The organism is Aureimonas sp. CAS (genome assembly GCF_059838215.1).
Window position 1 is genome coordinate 2,261,055 of record NZ_CM187563.1, and the last position, 19,284, is coordinate 2,280,338.

Genomic DNA, 19,284 nt, shown 5'->3' on the forward strand with positions numbered 1-19,284 from the left:
CCGGTCGCTGCTGAGGCTCGCTCTGGCGGGCGGCGTCGCATTGTGTGCGATTCTGCCGCTCGGTTCGGGACACGCGCAGGTGACGCTGAGCGATCTCGGCGGCAGCGTCGCCGTGCCGGAAGGCACGCAGCTCTTCCTGGAAGCGGACACCGTCTCCTATGACCGCGAGGGCGCGCGCGTCACCGCGTCGGGCGGCGTCCAGATCGACTACGGCGACTACCAGCTCGTCGCCCGCAACCTCGTCTACGATCAGGCGACGCAGCGGCTGGTCGCCGCGGGCGACGTCGAGCTGATCGAGCCGACGGGCAACCGCATCTATGCGGATGCCGTCGACATCACCGACGACTTCGCCAACGGCTTCGTCGAGGCCCTGCGGATCGAAACCCCCGAGAACACGCGATTCGCCGCCCAGCAGGCGGTGCGGCGCGACGGCACGACCACGACCTTCGAGCGCGGCGTCTACACCGCCTGCGAGGCCTGCGCGGAGAACCCCGACCGTCCGCCGCTGTGGCAGGTGACGGCCCGGCGGATCGTCTGGGACCAGGAGAACGAGGTCGTCCGCTACTACGGCGCGCGCTTCGAGCTCTTCGGCACGCCGATCGCCTACCTCCCCTATTTCGCCTCGCCCGATTCCTCGGCGGAGCGTCAGAGCGGCTTCCTCGCGCCCGAGTTCAACTCCTCCGACAAGACCGGGTTCGGCGTCCGCATCCCCTATTTCTGGGCGATCGACGACGACAAGGACCTCACCGTCGGCGGCACCTATTACGCGCGCCAGGGCTTCCTGGCGGACGCCGAGTACCGGCAGGCCTTCGAAAGCGGCTATTTCACGCTGCAGGCGGCCGGCATCTCGCAGAACGAGCCGGAAGCCTTCGACGATTTCCGCATCGTGGGCGTCAACCGCGTTCCCAACGTGCCGTCGGAGAACCGCGGCATGGTCGGCACCACCGGCCGCTTCGCGATCAACCAGAACTGGACGGTCGGCTGGGACGCGCTCTTCCAGACGGACCCGAACTTCTCCAACGTCTACGGCATCCGGAACTTCTCCGACGTCTACCGGGCTTCGGAGATCTACCTGACCGGGCTCGGCGATCGCTCCTTCTTCGACCTGAGGGCGCAGAAGTTCGACGTCCAGTCGCGCAACACCTCCATCGAGGAGGTGCAGCCTTACGTTCTCCCGTCGCTGGACTATCAGCGGATCGAGGAAGGCGTTCTCGGCGGCGAGGTCGAGCTGAACGTCAACGTCACCAACATCCGCCGGGAGGAAACCTCGGCCGCCGATCTCCTGATCTGCGAAAGCGGCTTCATCGACAACGGCCGTTGCCTGGGAGCCCCTACCGAACGTTATCGGACCGACCAGTTCCGCTACCGCGGCCTCGAGGGCGACTACACGAGGGCCACCACCGAGGCCGTCTGGCGCACCGACGTCGTCACCGATTCCGGTCTGGTCCTGACGCCGCTCCTCGCCGCGCGCGGCGACGTGTTCCGCGCCGACATGCAGACGCCCGGCTACGCGATCTCGCGGACGAACACGATCGGCGGCCTTTCCGTCGACGAGACCGGCGCGCGCGGCATGGCGACGGCCGGTCTCGAGGCCCGCTATCCGTGGCTGATCGAGACCGAGCGCACGAGCCACGTGATCGAACCGATCGCGCAGCTCCTGGTTCGCCCGGACGAGGCGCGGGCGGGCGTTCTGCCCAACGAGGACGCGCAGAGCCTGGTCTTCAGCACGGCCAACCTCTTCAGCCGCGACAAGTTCTCCGGCTACGACCGGATCGAGGGCGGCACCCGCGCCAATGTCGGCCTAAAATACGCCGGCTCCTTCGGCGCCGGCTACACGCTCGACGCCGTTGTCGGCCAGTCCTACCACCTGGCCGGCGACAACCCGTTCGCGCAGGACGATCTCGCCCTCGTCGGCTACGATTCGGGTCTGGAGACCGACCGGTCCGACTATGTCGCCTCGGTGGCGCTGACCATTCCGGCGGGCGTCACGCTGGCCGCGCAAGGGCGCTTCGACAAGGACGATCTGTCCATGGAGCGCGCCGACCTCTCCAGCTCGGTGGACTTCGGGCGGCTGCAGACCGCACTGACCTATTCCCAGATCGCCTCGCAGCCGACCTACGGCTTCGCCGAGGACCGCCAGCAGGCGACCGTCAGCGGCCGGCTGAAGCTGACCGACGAGGTCTCGACCTTCGGCTCGCTGAGCTACGACATCGAGAACTCCTCCGTCATCGCCCGCTCCTTCGGCGTCGGCTATGCGGACGAATGCTTCACCCTGCTCGCGGAGTATCGCAGCACGAGCGACCGCTATCAGATCCAGTCCGCCGAAAGTCAGGTGTTCTTCCGCCTGTCGCTGCGCACGCTGGTCGAGACGGAGTTCGGCTTCGACGTCGGCGGCGAGGACCTGCCGACCGTCTCCAGCCGTTTCTGAGGCGCGACCATCGTTTCGCCAAAGGCTCGACGCAACACTGGCGCGAGGTTAAGCCGGTACGGGATCGGCAGCACGGACGGAGACTGACGCGCAGATGAAGGCAGGACGCATGCTTCGACGGACCGCCCTCACGTTGACCGTGGCGGTGTCCGCTCTCACGGGAACGCTGGCCGTTTCGCAGCCGGCGGTCGCCCAGCAGTCGGAGGTCCGCGCGGTGGTCAACCGCGAGGCCATCACCAGCTACCAGATCCAGCAGCGCGCGGCCTTCCTGCGCCTGCGCCGCGAAACCGCCTCGAACGAGGCGGCGACGAACGAACTCATCGACGAGATGCTGAAGCGCCAGGAGATCCGGCGCCGCGGGATCAGCATTCCCGACGAGATGGTCGACGCCTACGTCCGGAACTTCGCGCAGGGCAACAATCTGACGATGGACCAGCTCGCGCAGGTCTTCGGTCAGGTCGGCTTCTCCACCGACGGCTTCCGCGAATATGTGCGCACGCAGATGGGCTGGGCGCAGGCGGTTCAGGCCAACATGCGCCAGACCGAGATGCTGAGCGAGCAGGACGTCGTCCAGCGCATGCTCCAGCAGGGCGGTCAGAAGCCTTCGACCACCGAGTACACGCTGCAGCAGGTCGTCTTCGTCGTGCCCGCCGCCGAGCGCGGCAGCGCGATGGGCAGGCGCATGCAGGAGGCGAACGCCATGCGCCAGCGTTTCACCACCTGCCCCGAGACCTACCGCTTCGCGCAGGGACTGCGGGACGTGACGGTGCGCGAACTCGGCCGCGTTGCTCAGCCCGAATTGCCGCAGCAATGGCGCGCCGACATCACGAACATGCACAGCCGCGGCGTCACCCGCGCGCAGGAGACCGAGCGCGGCGTCGAGTTCATTGCCGTCTGCGACCAGCGCGTCATCTCCGACGACCGCGCCGCCTCGCTCGTCTTCCAGGCCCGCGAATTCGAGCAGATGAACCAGCAGAGCGAGCCTGACGTCGCGCTGCTGAAGGAGCTCAAGGACAAGGCGACCATCATCCGCCGATGAGCGACGCCGGGACCTCTCGCGCCCCGCTGGCCGTCACGGTCGGCGAGCCGTCCGGCGTCGGGCCGGACATCCTCCTGTCGCTCCACGGGAACCGGGACGCGCTCGGCCTTCCGAACTTCTTCGCCATCGCCGATCCGGCCATGCTCGCGGCGAGGGCCGAGCGCATCGGCCTCTCCGTCGAGATCGCGACGATCGGAGCGCCGGGAGAGACGGCGGACGTCTTTTCCCGCGCCCTCCCCGTTCTCCCGCTTCTGAACCCGCATGTGGAAACGCCGGGCGAGATCGATCCGGCCAACGCCTTCGGCACGATCGAGGCGATCGACCGCGCGGTCCGCCTGACGCTGGACGGCGAAGCCCATGCGATCGTGACCGGCCCGATCGACAAGAAGGCGCTCTACGACGCGGGGTTCGCCCACCCTGGCCATACGGAGTATCTGGCCGATCTCTGCGCGCAGATTCTCGAACGCCCCTTCACGCCCGTCATGCTTCTCACCGGCCCGGACCTCTCCTGCGTGCCAGTGACGATCCACGTTCCGCTGCGCGACGTGCCGGCGCTCCTGACCGAAGAGCTGATCGTGGAGACCGCGCGCATCGTCGCTCGCGACCTGCACTCGCGCTTCGGTCTCGAGGCTCCGCGTCTGGCCGTCTCCGGCCTGAACCCCCATGCCGGCGAAAAGGGCGCGATCGGGCTGGAGGATCGCGAGACGATCCAGCCGGCCGTCGCGCGTCTCGCCGCGGAGGGCATCGACGCGGTCGGGCCGCTTCCCGCCGACACGATGTTCCACGCGCAGGCCCGCCGGACCTACGACGTCGCGCTCTGCATGTATCACGATCAGGCGCTGATCCCGGCCAAGACGCTCGCCTTCGACGAGACGGTGAACGTCACCCTCGGTCTGCCGCTGATCCGCACCTCGCCCGACCACGGCACGGCGGCCGACATCGCCGGAACCGGCCGCGCCCGGCCCGACAGCTTCGCCTCGGCGATGCGCCTCGCAGCCCGGATGGCGCCGACCGCCCCGCTCGAAGAGTTACGATCCGCGTGAGCCTGAACGATCTGCCGCCGCTTCGCGAGGTTCTGGCCGCCCACGGCCTGGAGCCCCGCAAGGCGCTCGGCCAGAACTTCCTTCTCGACCTCAATCTGACCGGCCGGATCGCGCGTCAGGCCGATCTGAAGGACGGGCTGCCGGTCGTCGAGGTCGGACCGGGACCGGGGGGCCTCACCCGCGCGCTTCTCGCCCACGGCGCCTCGCGCGTCATCGCGGTCGAGAAGGACCCGCGCTGCCTGCCGGCGCTACAGGCCGTCGCCGAACGGTGCCCGGGACAGCTGACGGTCGTCGAGGGCGACGCCCTGACGGTCGATCTGGCGGATCTGGCAGGCGGAGCGTTCCGCGTGGTTGCGAACCTGCCCTACAATGTCGGCACGCAGATCCTCCTGAATCTCGTGACCGCGCCGATCTGGCCGCCGCAATGGACCGAACTGGTGCTGATGTTCCAGAAGGAGGTCGCCGAACGGATCGTGGCCCGAGAGGGCGACGATCATTACGGGCGGCTGGGTGTCCTGTGCGGCTGGCGCACACGGGTGGAGATCCTGTTCGAGGTCTCGCCGCAGGCCTTCACGCCGCCGCCGAAGGTGACGTCGGCCATCGTGCGGCTCACCCCGCGCGCCGAGCCGCTTCCCGCCTCGCTCGACGCGCTGGAGAAGGTGACGTCGCATGCCTTCGGCCAGCGGCGGAAGATGCTGCGCCAGAGCGTGAAGGCGATCGGCGGAGAGACGCTTCTGGCGCGGGCCGGGATCGACCCGACGCGCCGGGCGGAGACGCTGAGCGTCGAGGAGTTCGTCCGCCTCGCGAACGAACTCCGGTAGGAAGACGGTCAGCCGGCGTTGCGCTCGGCTTCCTCCAGAAGCTTGGCGGTGAAATCGAACAGGCCCGGCCGCCGGTCGCGGCGAAGCCGCTCGGCGTTCACGATCGACAGGACCGAGGAGAAGGTCTTGTCGAGGTCGTCGTTGACCACGACGTACTCGTAGTCCCGCCAGCGCTCGATCTCGACGCTCGCATTGCGCAGGCGCGTGGCGATCGTCTCGCCCGAATCCTCGGCCCGGCGCATCAGCCGTGCGGCCAGTTCCTCCATCGAGGGCGGCAGGATGAAGATCGAGACGATGTCCGACTTCGCCTGCTCCTGGAGCTGGCGCGCGCCCTGCCAATCGATGTCGAAGAGCATGTCCCGCCCCTCGCGCATGGCCTTCTCGGCCGCCGCGCGCGGGGTGCCGTAGAGATTGCCGTGCACCTCCGCCCATTCGAGCAGCGCGTCGCTGGAGCGCAGCCGCTCGAACTCCTCGCGGTCGATGAAGTGGTAGTGCACCCCGTCGATCTCGCTGGCGCGGCGCTTGCGCGTCGTGACCGAAACCGAGAGCGAGAAGCGGTGGTCGAGTTCGAGAAGCGTGCGCGCGATCGTCGACTTGCCGGCACCGGAGGGCGACGAGATGACGAGCATGAGGCCGCGGCGGGCGATCTCGGGGGATGTTTCGGTATCGATGACCGGCCTCATTCGATGTTCTGAACCTGTTCCCTGAACTGGTCGACCACGAGCTTCAGCTCAAGGCCGATGGCCGTCAGCGAGGCTGCATTCGACTTAGAACAGATCGTGTTCGATTCGCGATGGAATTCCTGTCCGAGGAAATCCAGGCGGCGCCCCACCGCTTCGCCGGACGCGAGCAGCGCACGGGCGGCGAGAAGATGCGCGTCCAGCCGGTCGAGCTCCTCGTCGATGTCGGCGCGGGTCGCAAGCAGCGCCGCCTCCTGCGCGAGACGCGCCGGATCGACGCCCTCGCCCGACGCGAGCAGGCCCTGCGTCTGCCGGCGCAGCCGCTCGGCGATCACTTCGGGACGACGGGCGGAATCGGATTTGGCGCGCGAGGTCAGGTCCTCGATCAAATCGAGCCGCCGCGACAGGGCGGAGGCCAGCGTCGCCCCCTCGTCGCGCCGCATCGCGATCAGGGCGTCGAGCGCGTCTTCGAAGGCCTCCAGCGCGGCGGAGCGGAGGCCCTCGTCGATCTCCTGGCGCGACTCGACCGCCTGAGTCTCGATCACGCCCCGCAGCGACAGGAGGCCGTCGGCGCTCGGAGGCGCGGCATGTCCGGCGCGCACCAGCTCGTCCGTCACCGCGCAAATCTCGGCCAGAAGAGCGCGGTTGATCGAGAAGGCGGCGGGCGAGACGTCCTGGACGATCTGCAGCGACGACTGGACGTTGCCGCGCGAGAGACGCGAGGCCGCACGGCGCTTCAGTTCGGGCTCGAGCCAGTCCAGCCCCGGCGGCAGGCGCTGGCGAAGCTCCAGCGTCTTCCCGTTCACCGAGCGCAGCTCCCAGACGAGGCGCGCGCCCGGAACGGCTCTCTCGACGCGGGCAAAGCCCGTCATGCTGGCGACAGGCATCGGCCGCGTTCCCTTCTTGCGTCCCCGAGGCCGGGCGCTACTCGACGAGCGTCGCGTCCTCTTCGGCCTCGGCCTCGGCGGCGGGCGAGGCCGCGCGCTCGGCCATCAGGCGGCGATAGGCTCGCACATTCGCATTGTGCTCGTCGAGCGTCCGCGCGAAGGCGTGGCCACCCGTTCCGTCGGCGACGAAGTAGAGGTCGTCGGCCTCCAGCGGGTTGGCCACCGCCTCCAGCGCGGCGCGCCCCGGATTGGCGATCGGGCCCGGCGGCAGGCCGTTGATCCGGTAGGTGTTGTAGGGCGTGTCCGAATCGATGTGGCTGCGCCGCAGAGGCTCGCCCGGCGGCTTACCCGCACCGCCCCAGATGCCGTAGATGAAGGTCGGGTCCGACTGGAGCCGCATTCCCTGGTTCAGCCGGTTGATGAAGACGGAGGCCACATGCGGGCGCTCCTCGGCGACCCCGGTCTCGCGCTCCACGATGGAGGCGAGGGTCACGAACTCCTCGATCGTGTCGATCGGCAGGCCGTCGACGCGGCTCGCCCAGATCTCCTCGACCAGTTCGGCCTGCGCGCGGCGCATGCGCTCGACGACGTCGGCGCGGCTCTCGCCCCGCGTGAACACGTAGGTGTCCGGCAGGAGCGAGCCCTCCTCGGGCTTCTCCGGCATGTCGCCGACCAGCGTCTCGTTGGCCTCCAGGCGGGCCCAGACCTGATCGACGGTCCATCCTTCGGGAACGGAGATGGCGTGCTGGATCGAACGGCCCTCGCGCAGCGCGTCCATCACCTCGCGCATGGAGACGCCGCGTTCGAACGCGTACTCGCCGGCCTTCAGCTCGCCGCCCGCGCCCGCCAGCCGCACGCCGGCCTGGAAGATCTCGGCATTGTCGATGATGCCTTCGCGCTCGAGGCCGGCGGAGATGCTCTGAAGCCCGCCCCCGCGCGGCACCATGAAGGTCGCCTCCTGCTGGAGCGGCCCCGGCGATTCGAACTGGCTGACGCCCCAGTACAGGACGGCGCCGCCGAGAACGACCGCGATCAGCGCGATCGAGAAACAGAAGTTGAGAAAGATGACGAGCGAGTTGCGCGAGCCGCGCGAGCGGCGCTTGTCCTTCGGCTTACGCGAGAAAAACCCCCGCCGAGGCTCCGTGGCGTTCGTCCCGTGCACCAATGTCGCGATCCCCTCGAACTACAAATCAACGCAAGGCGCCGAACCACCAAAGCTTTGTGGCGAAAGGCGGGATGCCGAGGCGCGAACGGGAGCGTTCGCACGGGCAGAAGGCCGCGCGTCGACGAAGGCAGGGATGTCCGGATCGAGGTCTTCGGGCGGCCGGCCCCGGATGGGACGACCGCCCGTAAGACGAGATGTTCAGCCCGCGACGCGCCGAAGCACGAGCGAGGCGTTCGTGCCGCCGAAGCCGAAGGAGTTCGACAGGGCGACGTCGATCTGCTTCTCGCGCTTCACATGCGGCACGAGGTCGATCTTCGTCTCGACGGACGGGTCGTCGAGGTTGAGCGTCGGCGGCGCGACGTTGTCGCGGATGGCGAGGGCCGAGAAGATGGCCTCCACCGCGCCCGCCGCGCCGAGCAGATGGCCGATGGCGGACTTCGTCGAGGACATGGAGACGCGCTCCGTGCCCTCCCCGATCAGCCGTTCGATGGCCCTCAGCTCGATCTCGTCGCCCAGCGGCGTCGAAGTGCCGTGCGCGTTGACGTAGTCGATCTCGGAGGCGTCGATGCCCGCCCGCTTCAGCGCGGCGCGCATGCAGCGATAGGCGCCGTCGCCGTCCTCGGCCGGGGCGGTGATGTGGTGCGCGTCGCCCGACAGACCGTAGCCGATGATCTCGGCGTAGATCCGGGCTCCGCGCGCCTTGGCATGCTCGTACTCTTCGAGCACGACCACGCCGGCGCCCTCGCCCATGACGAAGCCGTCACGTCCCCGGTCGTAGGGCCGCGAGGCCTTCTCCGGAGTGTCGTTGTACTTCGTCGACAGGGCGCGGCAGGCCGAGAAGCCGGCCACAGCCAGGCGGCAGACCGGCGATTCGGCACCGCCCGCCACCATCACGTCGGCATCGCCGAGGGCGATCAGCCGCATCGCGTCGCCGATGGCGTGAGCTCCGGTGGAGCACGCGGTGACGACGGAGTGGTTGGGGCCCTTGAGCTTGTGACGGATCGAGACATGGCCGGAGGCCAGGTTGATCAGGCTGCCGGGAATGAAGAAGGGGCTGATGCGCCGGGGGCCCTTCTCCGCCATCAGAAGCGAGGTCGCCTCGATGGACTGGAGCCCGCCGATGCCGGAGCCGATCAGCACGCCGGAGGCGCACTGGTCCTCGTAGCTCTCGGGATGCCAGTCGGCATCGTCGAGAGCCTCGGCGGCCGCAGCGACGGCGTAGACGATGAAATCGTCGACCTTGCGCTGCTCCTTCGGCTCCATCCAAAGGTCGGGGTTGAAGGTCCCGTCGGAACCGTCCCCGCGGGGGATCTGCCCGCCGATGCGGCAGGGAAGATCCCCGACCTCGAAGCCCTCGATGGGCCGGATCGCGCTCCGGCCGGCCAGAAGCCGGCTCCAGGTGACGTCGGCGGAGGAGCCGAGAGGGCTGACCATCCCGACGCCGGTGATCACGACTCGTCTCATGCCGCTGTCCTTCGCCTCAGAGCACCGACCCGAACCAGAAGCGTCAGGACTGGTTCTTCTCGATGAACTTGACCGCGTCGCCGACGGTCAGGATCGTCTCGGCCGCATCGTCCGGAATCTCGACCCCGAACTCTTCCTCGAAGGCCATCACCAGCTCGACGGTGTCGAGACTGTCGGCGCCCAGGTCGTCGATGAAGCTGGCGTTTTCCGTCACCTTCTCCTGCTCGACGCCCAGATGTTCGACGACGATCTTCTTCACCCGTTCGGCGATGTCGCTCATGTTCAGTCCTTACGTTGAGATGGCTTCCGAAAGCCTCGTTAGACGCCGTGCGTCGGTTAATCAAGGCGGAGCGGCCGGACCGGACTGCACCCGCGCGATGTCGCGTGGGAACACCGGCCCGGAAGTGTTTGTTCCGCCGAGCGTTCGTCAGGGCGCGGGAACCCGCGTCAGATCATCGCCATGCCGCCGTTGACGTGAATCGTCTGGCCGGTGACGTAGCCGGCCTCGGCGCTGGCGAGGAACAGGGTGGCCGCGGCGATGTCCGCGCCCTCGCCCATGCGCTTCATGGGAATCGCCCCCATGATCGCGTCGCGCTGCTTCTCGTTCAGCTTGTCGGTCATGGCCGAGGAGATGAAGCCGGGCGCCACGCAGTTCACCGTCACGTTGCGCGAGGCGATTTCCTGGGCGAGCGACTTGGAGAAGCCGATGAGGCCGGCCTTGGCCGCGCAATAGTTCGCCTGCCCCGGATTGCCCGTCACCGCCACCACCGAGGTGATGTTGATGATGCGCCCGTAGCGGCGGCGCATCATCGCGTGGGTCAGCCCGCGCGTCAGGCGGAAGGTGGCGGTGAGGTTCACCTCCAGCACCTTGTCCCAGTCGTCGTCGGACATGCGCACGAAGAGGCTGTCGCGCGTGATGCCGGCGTTGTTGACGAGGATGTCGACGCCGTCGAGCTCCTTCTCGGCCGTCTCGGCCAGCGCCTTCTGGTCGTCGCGCGAGGAGAGGTCGGCGGGAAGGACGACGGTGCGCTCGCCGAGATCGGAGGCCAGCGCCTCCAGCTTCTCGCGGCGCGTGCCGTGCAGGCCGACGGTCGCTCCGGCCGCATGCAGCGAGCGGGCGATCGCCTCGCCGAGGCCGCCGGACGCGCCGGTGACGAGGGCCTTGCGGCCGGTCAGGTCGAACATGGAAATCGTCTCCTTGTGAGCGGTGAGCGGCGCGTCAGCCGATCGCGGCGAGCGCGGCGTCGACATCGCCGGGCGCACCGACGGGATGGGCGGAAAGGGTCTTGTCGATCCGGCGGGCGAGGCCGGTCAGGACCTTGCCGCTGCCGACCTCCAGAAGCGTGGTGACGCCCTCGGCAGCCAGGAACTCCATGGATTCGCGCCAGCGGACGCGGCCGGTCACCTGCTCCACGAGCCGCGCCCGGATCTCGGAAGGCTCGCCGATCGGGCGGGCGAGAACGTTGGCGACGACCGGCACCTTCGGCGCGGTCACCGTCGCCTCGGCCAGCGCGGCCTCCATGCGCTCGGCGGCGGGCGCCATCAGCGCGCAGTGGAAGGGCGCGGACACCGGCAGCAGGATGGCGCGCTTGGCGCCGCGCTCGCCCGCCAGCTTGGACGCGCGCGCGACCGCACCGGCATGGCCGGAGATCACGAGCTGACCGCCCCCGTTGTCGTTGGCGATCTGGCAGACTTCGCCCTCGGCGGCCTCCGCGCAGGCTGCTTCGAGATCGGCCGCTTCGAGCCCCATGACAGCCGCCATGGCGCCGATGCCGGGCTGAACCGCCGCCTGCATCGCCTCGCCCCGGATGCGCAGAAGCCTCGCCGCCTCGCCGAGCGGGATCGCGCCGGCCGCGGCCAGGGCAGAGTACTCGCCCAGCGAATGACCCGCGACGTAGGAGGCGGCCGAGAGGTCGAGCCCGCGCTCCTGCAGCACCCGCAGCGCGGCGATCGAGACCGCCATAAGCGCGGGCTGGGCGTTCGCCGTCAGCGTCAGCGTCTGTTCCGGGCCTTCGAAGATCACCGAGGACAGCTTCTCGCCCAGCGCCTCGTCGACCTCCTCGAACACCGCGCGGGCGACCGCCGCCTCGTCGGCGAGCGCGCGGCCCATGCCGACCGACTGGCTGCCCTGGCCGGGAAAGATCAATGCGAAGGACATGGCGGCAGCGCCTTTCGATGGTTGCACGTTTCGTGGGCGGTGGAATGGGCGCGGGGCCCCTCGCCTGTCAAGTTTGGCAAAATCGCAACCGGCATCCCGCCTTGACACGGCGCTCGCGCGGCGGCTCTGACATCGGCGCGTGCGGTCCCTATCTGGCAGGGACCAGGACGCCAGCCGATCGAGACGCCGCCTCATGCCGAACTTCAAGGACATCGCCGAGGATTTCACGTTCCTCACCGAGGAGAACGACAAGCTCGAATACATCATCGAGCTCGGCAAGCTGCACGCCGACCTGCCGGAGGCTGAACGCACCGCCGAGAACGAGGTTCACGGCTGCCAGAGCCGCGTCTGGATCGCCAGCCGCCCCGACCCGCAGGACCCCGAAAAGCTGGAGTTCCGGGGCACGTCCGACAGCTTCATCGTAAGGGGCCTCGTCGCGCTTGCGGTCATCCTGTTCTCCGGGCGCACGCGCGAGGACATCCGGGACCTCGACGCCGAGACCATCTTCATCGATCTCGGCCTGCGCGACTATCTCACCTCCAAGCGCTCGAACGGCCTTCGTTCGGTCATCGCGCGGATGAAGAAGGACGCCCAGGAGGCACCCTCGGCCGCCTGAAACCGTTCGTCAGGCTCCACGGACCGTCGGCTTGGCGTCCGCCGTTCCCCAGCGCCGGATCCGGCCCTCGCGGCCGGTGCCCGAGGCGTGTCCGTAATGGCGCGCCAGGATCGACAGGCCGGTCTTCAGCATCAGCTTGGCCGAGCGCGCCGGCCAGCTCCGCTCCCGCTCCACCGTTTCCAGCCCCTTCAGGAAACAGCAGATATCGAGCACCAGCCCGGACAGCTCCGGCCCGACCGCATCGAGAGCGCGCGAGACGCGACGCCGCGCATCGAGCGCGCTGTCCGACAGATCACCCGCCCCCTGCGGCGGGCCGTCGCCGCGAGGACCGAAATCCCAGCTCTGGGAGATTCCCGGCGTCAGCCCCGCGCGGGTGAAGTCGACCCGCAGCCGTTCTCCGGCCCGCGCCTCCGCTTCGCTCAGGAAGGCCGGCTGGCGACCCCGCGGCGCGGCCAGTCGCGTCAGCGGCGTCTCCTCGTCGTTGAAGGCGGGCCGGGTCACGGACGCGCCTCCCCGACGGGGCCGCAGAAGGCCGCCACACGCTCCAGCCGGTCCATCAGGCGATCGAAGACCGGATCGTCGCGCCGATCCTCCACCCGCCGGACGGCATAGCGCACGCTGGTCCGATCGCGGCCGAACACCTTGCCCACCAGAGGCATCGGCGCGCGAAAGACGATATGGGCGAGATAGATGGCGACGTGGCGCGCGGCCGCCGTCTCCGCCTCGTGGCGCTGGCGGGACCGGATCTCCTGCGGCGATACGTCGAAGGCGGCGGCGGCGATGGCGAGCGCCAACTGACAGCTGCCGTCGTCGGGCCGAGCCTTCGGCCCTCGCCGCCGTACGGCGACCTCCCCTCTGGAATCGAACGGTGTCTGCACGATCGCCTCCTGATCTCGAGCGCCTCTCCCGCAGACCTTTACGCCCAAACGATCGATATAGGAATATTTTCTTTCACGCCGCGGCGTCCGCTACGCTGAGAGGCTTCTGCCGGCACCGTCTGCGAAGCTTTCGTCATTCCGGGGAGAAGGAATCTATCCCCCTCTTTTCATCTGCGGCGATCCTCTTCGCACCTTCTCAGCGACGAGGATTCAGATGGCGAAGAACGAAGACCGGCCAGATCCCGCCGGCTGGGAACGCGCGATGAGCGCGGCGGCGCGGCGCTTCGCCCAGAGGCTGGTCGATCCGATGATCGAAGGCAGGCGTGAGCTGGTGGCGACGCTGCTGCGCCTCGGCTTCCCCCTGGCCGAGACGAATGCGGCGGTCTCCCGCTCGCCCGGCCTCGAGCCTGTGCGTCTGCGGGCCATGCGCGAGGCGCTGCAGCGGGAGCTCGACCTCTGCGCCCGCAGGGCGCGTGCCGCGAGGATCGACTACGATCTCAACCGGCACATCGCCGTCTTCCGCGCGCTGCGTCAGCTGGACGGCACGCCCGAGGTGTCCTCGCCCTGCGGAAGGCGCAGCCGGTCGCCCATCGCTTCGAGATCGTCGGCGATCGCCACGCGGGTCGCCTCCAGCATCCGCCGGTAGCGAACCGCCATCTCGCGGCCGAGCGGCGTCAGCACCGCGCCGCCATGGCCGCTTCCACCGCGCGACAGTTCGACCAGCGGCTCGTCGAAGGTGGCGTTGAGCTCCTCGACCAGCGTCCAGGCCCGCTTGTAGCTCATCCTCATCGCGCGGCCGGCGGCGGCGAGCGAGCCCGTCCTCTCGATCGCGTCGAGCAGTTCGATCCGGCCGGGGCCGAGGATCCGCCGCGGACCGAAGACGAGCCGAAGCCGAAGCGCGTCCACAGCGCCCTTTTCCGCCTCCGGTGTCGCCTCGCCTTTCGTCCGCGTCGCATTCCTCATCGCCGCGACGATACGCACGTCCGACACTTCGGGCAATCGCGGGGGAGGTTCCGCGACCGCGCGGACGAGGCCGGCCCGCCCGGCTGCCAACGCGCGCAGACATCGCGAGCGAAGGGAGAAAGCTCATGAGCGGCAACCGCGGCGTCGTCTATCTCGGCAAGGACAAGGTCGAGGTCCAGACCATCGACGATCCCAAGCTGGAGGCGCCGGACGGGCGCCGGATCGAGCATGCGGCGATCCTTCGGGTCGTCTCCACCAACATCTGCGGCTCCGACCAGCATATGGTGCGCGGCCGCACCACCGCCCCCGAAGGCCTCGTTCTCGGCCACGAGATCACCGGCGAGGTGATCGAGACCGGCGTCGACGTCGAGATGCTCAAGAAGGGCGACCTCGTCTCGGTGCCCTTCAACGTGGCTTGCGGGCGCTGCCGCACCTGCCGTTCGATGGACACGGGCGTCTGCCTGACGGTGAACCCGGCGCGCGCTGGCGGCGCTTACGGCTATGTGGACATGGGCGGCTGGATCGGCGGGCAGGCGAAATACGTCACCGTACCCTATGCCGACTTCAACCTTCTCAAATTCCCGGATCGTGACCGGGCCATGGCGAAGATCCGCGACCTGACCATGCTGTCGGACATTCTGCCGACCGGCTTCCACGGCGCCGTGAAGGCCGGCGTCGGCGTCGGCTCGGTGGTCTATGTCGCGGGCGCCGGCCCGGTCGGGCTGGCGGCCGCGGCCTCCGCCCGCATCCTCGGCGCAGCCGTCGTCATGATCGGCGACTTCAACAAGGAGCGCCTCGCCCACGCCAAGCGCGTCGGCTTCGAGCCGGTGGACCTCTCGCAGTCGGACAGGCTGGGCGACCTCATCGACCAGATCACCGGCGCGCCGGAGGTGGACGCGGCGATCGACGCCGTCGGCTTCGAGGCGGTCGGCCATTCCGGCAAGGAACAGCCGGCCGTCGTCCTGAACCAGATGATGGAGATCACCCGCGCCGCCGGCTCGATCGGCATCCCGGGGCTTTACGTGACCGAAGACCCCGGCGCGGCGGAGGCGGCCGCCAAGCAGGGTTCGCTGTCCCTGCGCTTCGGCCTCGGCTGGGCGAAGGCGCAGTCCTTCCACACCGGGCAGACGCCGGTCCTGCGCTACAACCGCCAGCTCATGCAGGCGATCCTGCACGACCGCCTTCCCATCGCCGACATCGTCAACGCGCAGATCATCGGTCTGGAGGACGCCGCGAAGGGCTATGCCGACTTCGACAAGGGCGCGGCGAAGAAATACGTCCTCGACCCGCACGGCGATCTGGCGAAGGCCGCCTGAGCGGGAAAGCGGCGCCTGAGGAAAAGGCGGCCTCCTTCTCCCCGAGGGGAGAAGGAGGCGCTGCCGCCGCCGCGCCCCTCCCCCATTCTTCGCTTATTCAGCAGCCTCGGCAAACTCCTCGCGCGGCAGGCCGGCGATGATCTTGTCCAGCGTCATCGGGTAGTCGCGCACGCGCACGCCGCAGGCATTGTAGATCGCGTTGGTGATCGCCGCACCGACGCCCGAGATCGCGAGTTCGCCGATGCCCTTGCCCGCCAGCGGGCTCGCCTGGGGGTCGAGTTCGGGCAGGAGCACGACCTCCAGCTGCGGCACGTCGGCGTTTACCGGCACGTGGTACTCGGCCAGATCGTGGTTCACCATCAGGCCGGAGCGCGTGTCGACGACGAGCTCTTCGGTCAGCGCCGTGCCGATGCCGAAGATCTGTCCGCCGTAGCACTGGTTCTTCGCAGTCTTCTCGTTGAGGATGCGGCCCGCCGCGCCGACCGTCAGGAGACGGCGCACGCGGGTCTCGCCCGTCACCGAATTGACCGCGACCTCGCAGAAATGCGCGCCGTAGCTCGCCTGATGCGTTTCCTTGAAGGCCTTGCCGGGCTCGAACTTGCCCAGCACCTCGATCGCCTCCCCGCCCAGTACCTGCGTGATCGGCGTCTGCCGGTTGCCGGCGATCGCCGTTCCGTCCTTGAGCGTCAGCTCGTTGGCCGAGACGCCAAGCTTCTTGGCCATCGCCTCGGCGATGCCCTCGCAGGCGACGTAGACCGACGAGCCGACCGACTGAGCGCCCCAGGAGCCGCCCGAGCCGGGTGAGCGCGGTAGCTGCGATTCGCCGAGCTTCACCTCGACGGCCGCCGGCTCCAGCCCCAGCATCTCGGCCGCGATCTGCTGCAGGATCGTGTAGGTGCCGGTGCCGATGTCGGTCATGTTGGTTTCGACGAGCGCGCGGCCATCGGCCGAGAGCGTCACGCGGGCCGACGACTTCGACAAAAGGTTCTTGCGCGAGGCGGCGGACACGCCGAGGCCGATCAGCCACTCGCCCTCGCGGCGCGTGCCGGGCTTCGCATTGCGCTTGTCCCAGCCAAAGCGCTTAGCGCCCTCCTCCATGCATTCGACGAGCTTGCGCGAGGAGAAGGGCAGTCCTTCCTGCGGATCGACGTCCGGCTCGTTCAGCTTTCGGAACTCGATGGGGTCGAGGCCGAGCTTTTCGGCCATCTCGTCCATGGCGTTCTCAAGGCTGAGCATGCCGACCGCCTCGCCCGGCGCGCGCATGGCGGCGGACAGGAGCAGGTTGAGATCGACCTTCTGATGCGTGATCAGGCGGTTCTCGGCGGCGTAGAGGAACATCGTCGAGATGCCCGCCGGCTCGATGAAGGCCTCCTCCTCCGTGTTGGAGCCGATGGTGTCGTGCGCCAGCGCCGTCAGCCTGCCGTCGCGCGTTGCGCCGAGGCGGATGCGCTGCACCGTGTCGGAGCGGCGGTTGGTGCCCTGGTAGACCTGCTGGCGCGACAGGGCGACCTTCACCGGCCGGCCGATCTCCATCGCGGCGATGGAGGCATAGACCGCCTCCGGGCCGATGCCGAGCTTGCCGCCGAAGCCGCCGCCGATATAGGGGGCGAGCACCTTCACCTTGTCCGGCGAAAGCCCGACGGCCTTGGCCACCTGCTGCACGTTGTCCGAGATGAGCTGGTAGCAGCCGTGGAGCGTCAGCGTGTCGCCGTCATAGGCGGCGATGCAGGCGTGCGGCTCCATCGCCGAATGGCTCTGGCTCGGCGTCGTGAAGGTCGCGTCGTACTGGACCTCGGCCTCCGCGAAGGCCTTCTCGAAGTCGCCCTTCGTCACGTGGCCCATCTCGTCGCCCGGATCGTAGGCCTTATCCCGGTGCGCCTGGAGATCGTAGCGCCCGACCTTCGGGCCGTAGCGCACCTCCACGAGCTTGGCGGCGGCGCGCGCCGTCTCGAAGCTTTCCGCGACGACGAGGCAGAGCGGCTGGCCGTAATGGGTCACGCGGCCATCGTTCTTCGTCGGCGGCGTCGGACCCGGCTCGCCCGAAGAGCGCACGGCGCGCTCGTCCACGACCACGCGGATCACGCCGCGGGCCTGTTCCGCCTTCTCCGTGGCGATCTCGGCGATGGTGCCGGCGCCGATCTCGGAGAGGACGAGATAGCCGTAGGCGACGTCCTCGCCCTTGCGGTTCTCGTAGGCGTAGGGCGCCTGCCCCGTGACCTTCAGCGGTCCCTCGAAGCGATCGAGCGGCTTGCCGATCACTCCTTCGGCGTTCCGGTCGAGGCGGGTGTCGGTCTGCGCCTCGTCGTGGCGGTAGCTCTTGGTGGTCTCGCTCATCGATCCATTCCCGTCGCCTCGGCGAGCACGGCCGGCAGGGTGCGGCGCATCAGCTCGATCTTGAAGTCGTTCTCGCCATAGCCCTTCGCGTCGGCCAGAAGCGCATCGGCGGCCTTGGCGAAGAGCGCCCGGCTCGGCCGCTGGCCCGAGAGGAGCGCCTCGACGCTCTCGTCGCGCCAGGGCATCGTTCCGATGCCGCCATAGGCGAGCCGCACGGTGCCCATGGACTCTCCCTCCATCGTCACGACGGCCGCGACGGAGACGAGCGCGAAGGCGTAGGACGCCCGGTCGCGGACCTTGCGGTAGATCTGGCGGCCGCCGAGGGGCTTCGGCAGATGCAGCGCGGTGATGAGCTCGCCCTGCTCGAGAACGGTCTCGATATGGGGCGTCTCGCCCGGCAGCACGTAGAAATCCGCGAGCGCCAGCGTGCGCGTCGAGCCGTCGGCCTTCTGCGTTTCCACCGTCGCGTCGAGCGCGCGCATCGCAACCGCCATGTCGGACGGGTGCGACGCGATGCACTTCTCGCTCGTGCCGAGAATGGCGAGGATGCGGTTGAAGCCATCGATCGCGTCGCAGCCCGAGCCGGGCTCGCGTTTGTTGCAGGACGCGCTCGTCTCGTAAAAATAACCGCAGCGCGTGCGCTGGAGAAGGTTGCCGCCGGTCGTTGCCTTGTTGCGCAGCTGGCCGGACGCACCGGCGAGGAGCGCCTTCGACAGGACCGGATAGTCGCGACGGACGCGCTCGTCGGCGGCCAGGTCGGAGTTCGGCACGAGCGCGCCGATCTTCAGTCCGTCCGCCGTCTCCTCGATGGCGTCGAGCGGCAGCCGCGTGATGTCCACGAGGCGCTCGGGGGTCTCGATCTGCAGCTTCATCAGATCGAGGAGGTTGGTGCCGCCGGCGATGAATTTCGTCGCCGCGTTCGCCGCCGCACCGGTGGCGCCCGAGACGTCGGACGCGCGGGTGTACTCGAACTCTCTCATGCCGCGTCCTTTCGGGCGTCCTTCGCGCCGCCGACCTCGCGGATGGCGTCGACGATGTTCGGATAGGCCGAGCAGCGGCAGAGATTGCCGCTCATGCGCTCGGAGATTTCGGCGTCGCTCAGGGAGACGGACTCGCCCTCGGCCGTGACGTGGCTCGGCCATCCCTTCGCGACCTCGTCGAGCATGCCGACGGCCGAGACGATCTGGCCGGGCGTGCAGTAGCCGCACTGGTAGCCGTCGTGGTGGAGGAAGCTCTCCTGCATCGGGTGCAGGTCGCCCGGCGTGCCGAGCCCCTCGATCGTGGTGATCTCGTCGCCCTCGTGCATCACCGCGAGCGTCAGGCAGGAGTTGATCCGGCGGCCGTTGACCAGAACCGTGCAGGCGCCGCACTGGCCGTGGTCGCAGCCCTTCTTGGTCCCCGTCAGCGCCAGATGCTCGCGAAGCGCGTCGAGCAGCGAGGTGCGCACGTCGAGGTCGAGGTCCCTCGTCTCGCCGTTGATCGTCAGTCTCAT

General features: G+C 68.9%; 20 protein-coding genes. 7 read left to right on the plus strand and 13 right to left on the minus strand.

The window, feature by feature from the left end; all coding sequences use genetic code 11:
• Positions 1-79: 79 nt before the first annotated feature.
• The 4 genes from AC6R2M_RS10945 (at position 80) to rsmA (ending at position 5,331) form a co-directional block, all read left to right on the plus strand.
• A complete protein-coding gene (locus AC6R2M_RS10945) occupies positions 80-2,428 on the plus strand; it encodes an LPS-assembly protein LptD (protein ID WP_500482042.1) in 2,349 nt (782 codons plus the stop codon).
• Between the two features lie 109 nt (positions 2,429-2,537).
• Positions 2,538-3,467, plus strand: a complete 930-nt coding sequence (locus AC6R2M_RS10950; RefSeq protein WP_500482044.1) for a SurA N-terminal domain-containing protein — start codon at positions 2,538-2,540, stop codon at positions 3,465-3,467.
• Positions 3,464-4,510 (plus strand): 4-hydroxythreonine-4-phosphate dehydrogenase PdxA, encoded by a 1,047-nt coding sequence (pdxA, locus tag AC6R2M_RS10955; protein ID WP_500482046.1) that lies wholly within the window; start codon positions 3,464-3,466, stop codon positions 4,508-4,510. Before AC6R2M_RS10950 ends, pdxA begins: the two co-directional genes overlap by 4 nt.
• Positions 4,507-5,331 carry a 16S rRNA (adenine(1518)-N(6)/adenine(1519)-N(6))-dimethyltransferase RsmA gene (rsmA, locus tag AC6R2M_RS10960; RefSeq protein ID WP_500482048.1) on the plus strand — a complete coding sequence of 275 codons (825 nt, stop codon included), beginning with the start codon at positions 4,507-4,509 and terminating at the stop codon, positions 5,329-5,331. The genes pdxA and rsmA overlap by 4 nt, the downstream gene beginning before the upstream one ends.
• A gap of 8 nt (positions 5,332-5,339) precedes the next feature.
• Here the strand turns inward: rsmA and gmk are convergent, their stop codons facing one another.
• The 7 genes from gmk to fabD all read right to left on the minus strand — a co-directional run bounded on the left by gmk (position 5,340) and on the right by fabD (position 11,685).
• Positions 5,340-6,014: a guanylate kinase gene (gmk, locus tag AC6R2M_RS10965; RefSeq protein WP_500482050.1), complete on the minus strand. Its 675-nt coding sequence runs from the start codon at positions 6,012-6,014 to the stop codon at positions 5,340-5,342.
• Positions 6,011-6,898 (minus strand): YicC/YloC family endoribonuclease, encoded by an 888-nt coding sequence (locus AC6R2M_RS10970; RefSeq protein ID WP_500482052.1) that lies wholly within the window; start codon positions 6,896-6,898, stop codon positions 6,011-6,013. The genes gmk and AC6R2M_RS10970 overlap by 4 nt, the downstream gene beginning before the upstream one ends.
• Positions 6,899-6,935: 37 nt before the next feature.
• The gene (gene mltG, locus AC6R2M_RS10975; RefSeq protein ID WP_500487568.1) at positions 6,936-8,060 is read right to left on the minus strand and encodes an endolytic transglycosylase MltG; all 1,125 of its coding nucleotides are present in this window, start codon (positions 8,058-8,060) and stop codon (positions 6,936-6,938) included.
• Between the two features lie 201 nt (positions 8,061-8,261).
• The gene (fabF, locus tag AC6R2M_RS10980) at positions 8,262-9,527 is read right to left on the minus strand and encodes a beta-ketoacyl-ACP synthase II (RefSeq protein WP_500482054.1); all 1,266 of its coding nucleotides are present in this window, start codon (positions 9,525-9,527) and stop codon (positions 8,262-8,264) included.
• Between the two features lie 43 nt (positions 9,528-9,570).
• A complete protein-coding gene (locus AC6R2M_RS10985; protein ID WP_500482056.1) occupies positions 9,571-9,807 on the minus strand; it encodes an acyl carrier protein in 237 nt (78 codons plus the stop codon).
• Between the two features lie 167 nt (positions 9,808-9,974).
• Positions 9,975-10,712 (minus strand): 3-oxoacyl-[acyl-carrier-protein] reductase, encoded by a 738-nt coding sequence (gene fabG, locus AC6R2M_RS10990; protein WP_500482058.1) that lies wholly within the window; start codon positions 10,710-10,712, stop codon positions 9,975-9,977.
• A 34-nt stretch (positions 10,713-10,746) separates the two neighbouring features.
• Entirely contained in the window at positions 10,747-11,685 is a 939-nt protein-coding gene (gene fabD / locus AC6R2M_RS10995; protein WP_500482060.1) for an ACP S-malonyltransferase, read from the minus strand.
• A gap of 193 nt (positions 11,686-11,878) precedes the next feature.
• On the opposite strand from fabD, the gene AC6R2M_RS11000 reads away from it, so the two are divergent.
• The gene (locus tag AC6R2M_RS11000; protein ID WP_500482063.1) at positions 11,879-12,301 is read left to right on the plus strand and encodes a SufE family protein; all 423 of its coding nucleotides are present in this window, start codon (positions 11,879-11,881) and stop codon (positions 12,299-12,301) included.
• Positions 12,302-12,310: 9 nt separating this feature from the next.
• Here AC6R2M_RS11000 and AC6R2M_RS11005 read toward each other — a convergent pair whose 3' ends face one another.
• Together AC6R2M_RS11005 and AC6R2M_RS11010 are read right to left on the minus strand one after the other, a co-directional pair.
• The gene (locus AC6R2M_RS11005; RefSeq protein ID WP_500482065.1) at positions 12,311-12,802 is read right to left on the minus strand and encodes a DUF6456 domain-containing protein; all 492 of its coding nucleotides are present in this window, start codon (positions 12,800-12,802) and stop codon (positions 12,311-12,313) included.
• Positions 12,799-13,095 carry a helix-turn-helix domain-containing protein gene (locus AC6R2M_RS11010; protein ID WP_500482067.1) on the minus strand — a complete coding sequence of 99 codons (297 nt, stop codon included), beginning with the start codon at positions 13,093-13,095 and terminating at the stop codon, positions 12,799-12,801. Before AC6R2M_RS11010 ends, AC6R2M_RS11005 begins: the two co-directional genes overlap by 4 nt.
• Positions 13,096-13,393: 298 nt before the next feature.
• On the opposite strand from AC6R2M_RS11010, the gene AC6R2M_RS11015 reads away from it, so the two are divergent.
• Positions 13,394-13,825 carry a hypothetical protein gene (locus tag AC6R2M_RS11015; protein WP_500482068.1) on the plus strand — a complete coding sequence of 144 codons (432 nt, stop codon included), beginning with the start codon at positions 13,394-13,396 and terminating at the stop codon, positions 13,823-13,825.
• Here AC6R2M_RS11015 and AC6R2M_RS11020 read toward each other — a convergent pair.
• Entirely contained in the window at positions 13,711-14,160 is a 450-nt protein-coding gene (locus AC6R2M_RS11020; RefSeq protein ID WP_500482070.1) for a winged helix-turn-helix domain-containing protein, read from the minus strand. The two genes, AC6R2M_RS11015 and AC6R2M_RS11020, sit on opposite strands and share 115 nt — an antisense overlap.
• A 107-nt stretch (positions 14,161-14,267) precedes the next feature.
• Here AC6R2M_RS11020 and fdhA point away from each other — a divergent pair, with 107 nt between their 5' ends.
• Positions 14,268-15,458, plus strand: coding sequence for a formaldehyde dehydrogenase, glutathione-independent (fdhA, locus tag AC6R2M_RS11025; RefSeq protein ID WP_500482072.1), 1,191 nt, complete (start codon positions 14,268-14,270; stop codon positions 15,456-15,458).
• A 93-nt stretch (positions 15,459-15,551) separates the two neighbouring features.
• Here fdhA and AC6R2M_RS11030 read toward each other — a convergent pair whose 3' ends face one another.
• Genes AC6R2M_RS11030 through AC6R2M_RS11040 form a run of 3 tightly spaced genes read right to left on the minus strand, consistent with a single transcriptional unit; the run spans position 15,552 to position 19,284 of the window.
• Positions 15,552-17,792, minus strand: coding sequence for a xanthine dehydrogenase family protein molybdopterin-binding subunit (locus AC6R2M_RS11030; RefSeq protein ID WP_500482074.1), 2,241 nt, complete (start codon positions 17,790-17,792; stop codon positions 15,552-15,554).
• A complete protein-coding gene (locus AC6R2M_RS11035) occupies positions 17,789-18,772 on the minus strand; it encodes an FAD binding domain-containing protein (RefSeq protein ID WP_500482076.1) in 984 nt (327 codons plus the stop codon). The genes AC6R2M_RS11030 and AC6R2M_RS11035 overlap by 4 nt, the downstream gene beginning before the upstream one ends.
• A complete protein-coding gene (locus AC6R2M_RS11040) occupies positions 18,769-19,284 on the minus strand; it encodes a 2Fe-2S iron-sulfur cluster-binding protein (RefSeq protein WP_500482078.1) in 516 nt (171 codons plus the stop codon). Before AC6R2M_RS11040 ends, AC6R2M_RS11035 begins: the two co-directional genes overlap by 4 nt.

Bases quoted from the DNA above. Each gene is read 5' to 3' on its own strand.
- AC6R2M_RS10950 (WP_500482044.1), top strand. From the start codon at position 2,538: ATGCTTCGACGGACCGCCCTCACGTTGACCGTGGCGGTGTCCGCTCTC.
- pdxA (WP_500482046.1), top strand. From the start codon at position 3,464: ATGAGCGACGCCGGGACCTCTCGCGCCCCGCTGGCCGTCACGGTCGGC.
- gmk (WP_500482050.1), bottom strand. From the start codon at position 6,014: ATGAGGCCGGTCATCGATACCGAAACATCCCCCGAGATCGCCCGCCGC.
- AC6R2M_RS10970 (WP_500482052.1), bottom strand. From the start codon at position 6,898: ATGCCTGTCGCCAGCATGACGGGCTTTGCCCGCGTCGAGAGAGCCGTT.
- fabF (WP_500482054.1), bottom strand. From the start codon at position 9,527: ATGAGACGAGTCGTGATCACCGGCGTCGGGATGGTCAGCCCTCTCGGC.
- AC6R2M_RS10985 (WP_500482056.1), bottom strand. From the start codon at position 9,807: ATGAGCGACATCGCCGAACGGGTGAAGAAGATCGTCGTCGAACATCTG.
- fabG (WP_500482058.1), bottom strand. From the start codon at position 10,712: ATGTTCGACCTGACCGGCCGCAAGGCCCTCGTCACCGGCGCGTCCGGC.
- fabD (WP_500482060.1), bottom strand. From the start codon at position 11,685: ATGTCCTTCGCATTGATCTTTCCCGGCCAGGGCAGCCAGTCGGTCGGC.
- AC6R2M_RS11000 (WP_500482063.1), top strand. From the start codon at position 11,879: ATGCCGAACTTCAAGGACATCGCCGAGGATTTCACGTTCCTCACCGAG.
- AC6R2M_RS11015 (WP_500482068.1), top strand. From the start codon at position 13,394: ATGGCGAAGAACGAAGACCGGCCAGATCCCGCCGGCTGGGAACGCGCG.
- fdhA (WP_500482072.1), top strand. From the start codon at position 14,268: ATGAGCGGCAACCGCGGCGTCGTCTATCTCGGCAAGGACAAGGTCGAG.
- AC6R2M_RS11030 (WP_500482074.1), bottom strand. From the start codon at position 17,792: ATGAGCGAGACCACCAAGAGCTACCGCCACGACGAGGCGCAGACCGAC.
- AC6R2M_RS11035 (WP_500482076.1), bottom strand. From the start codon at position 18,772: ATGAGAGAGTTCGAGTACACCCGCGCGTCCGACGTCTCGGGCGCCACC.
- AC6R2M_RS11040 (WP_500482078.1), bottom strand. From the start codon at position 19,284: ATGAGACTGACGATCAACGGCGAGACGAGGGACCTCGACCTCGACGTG.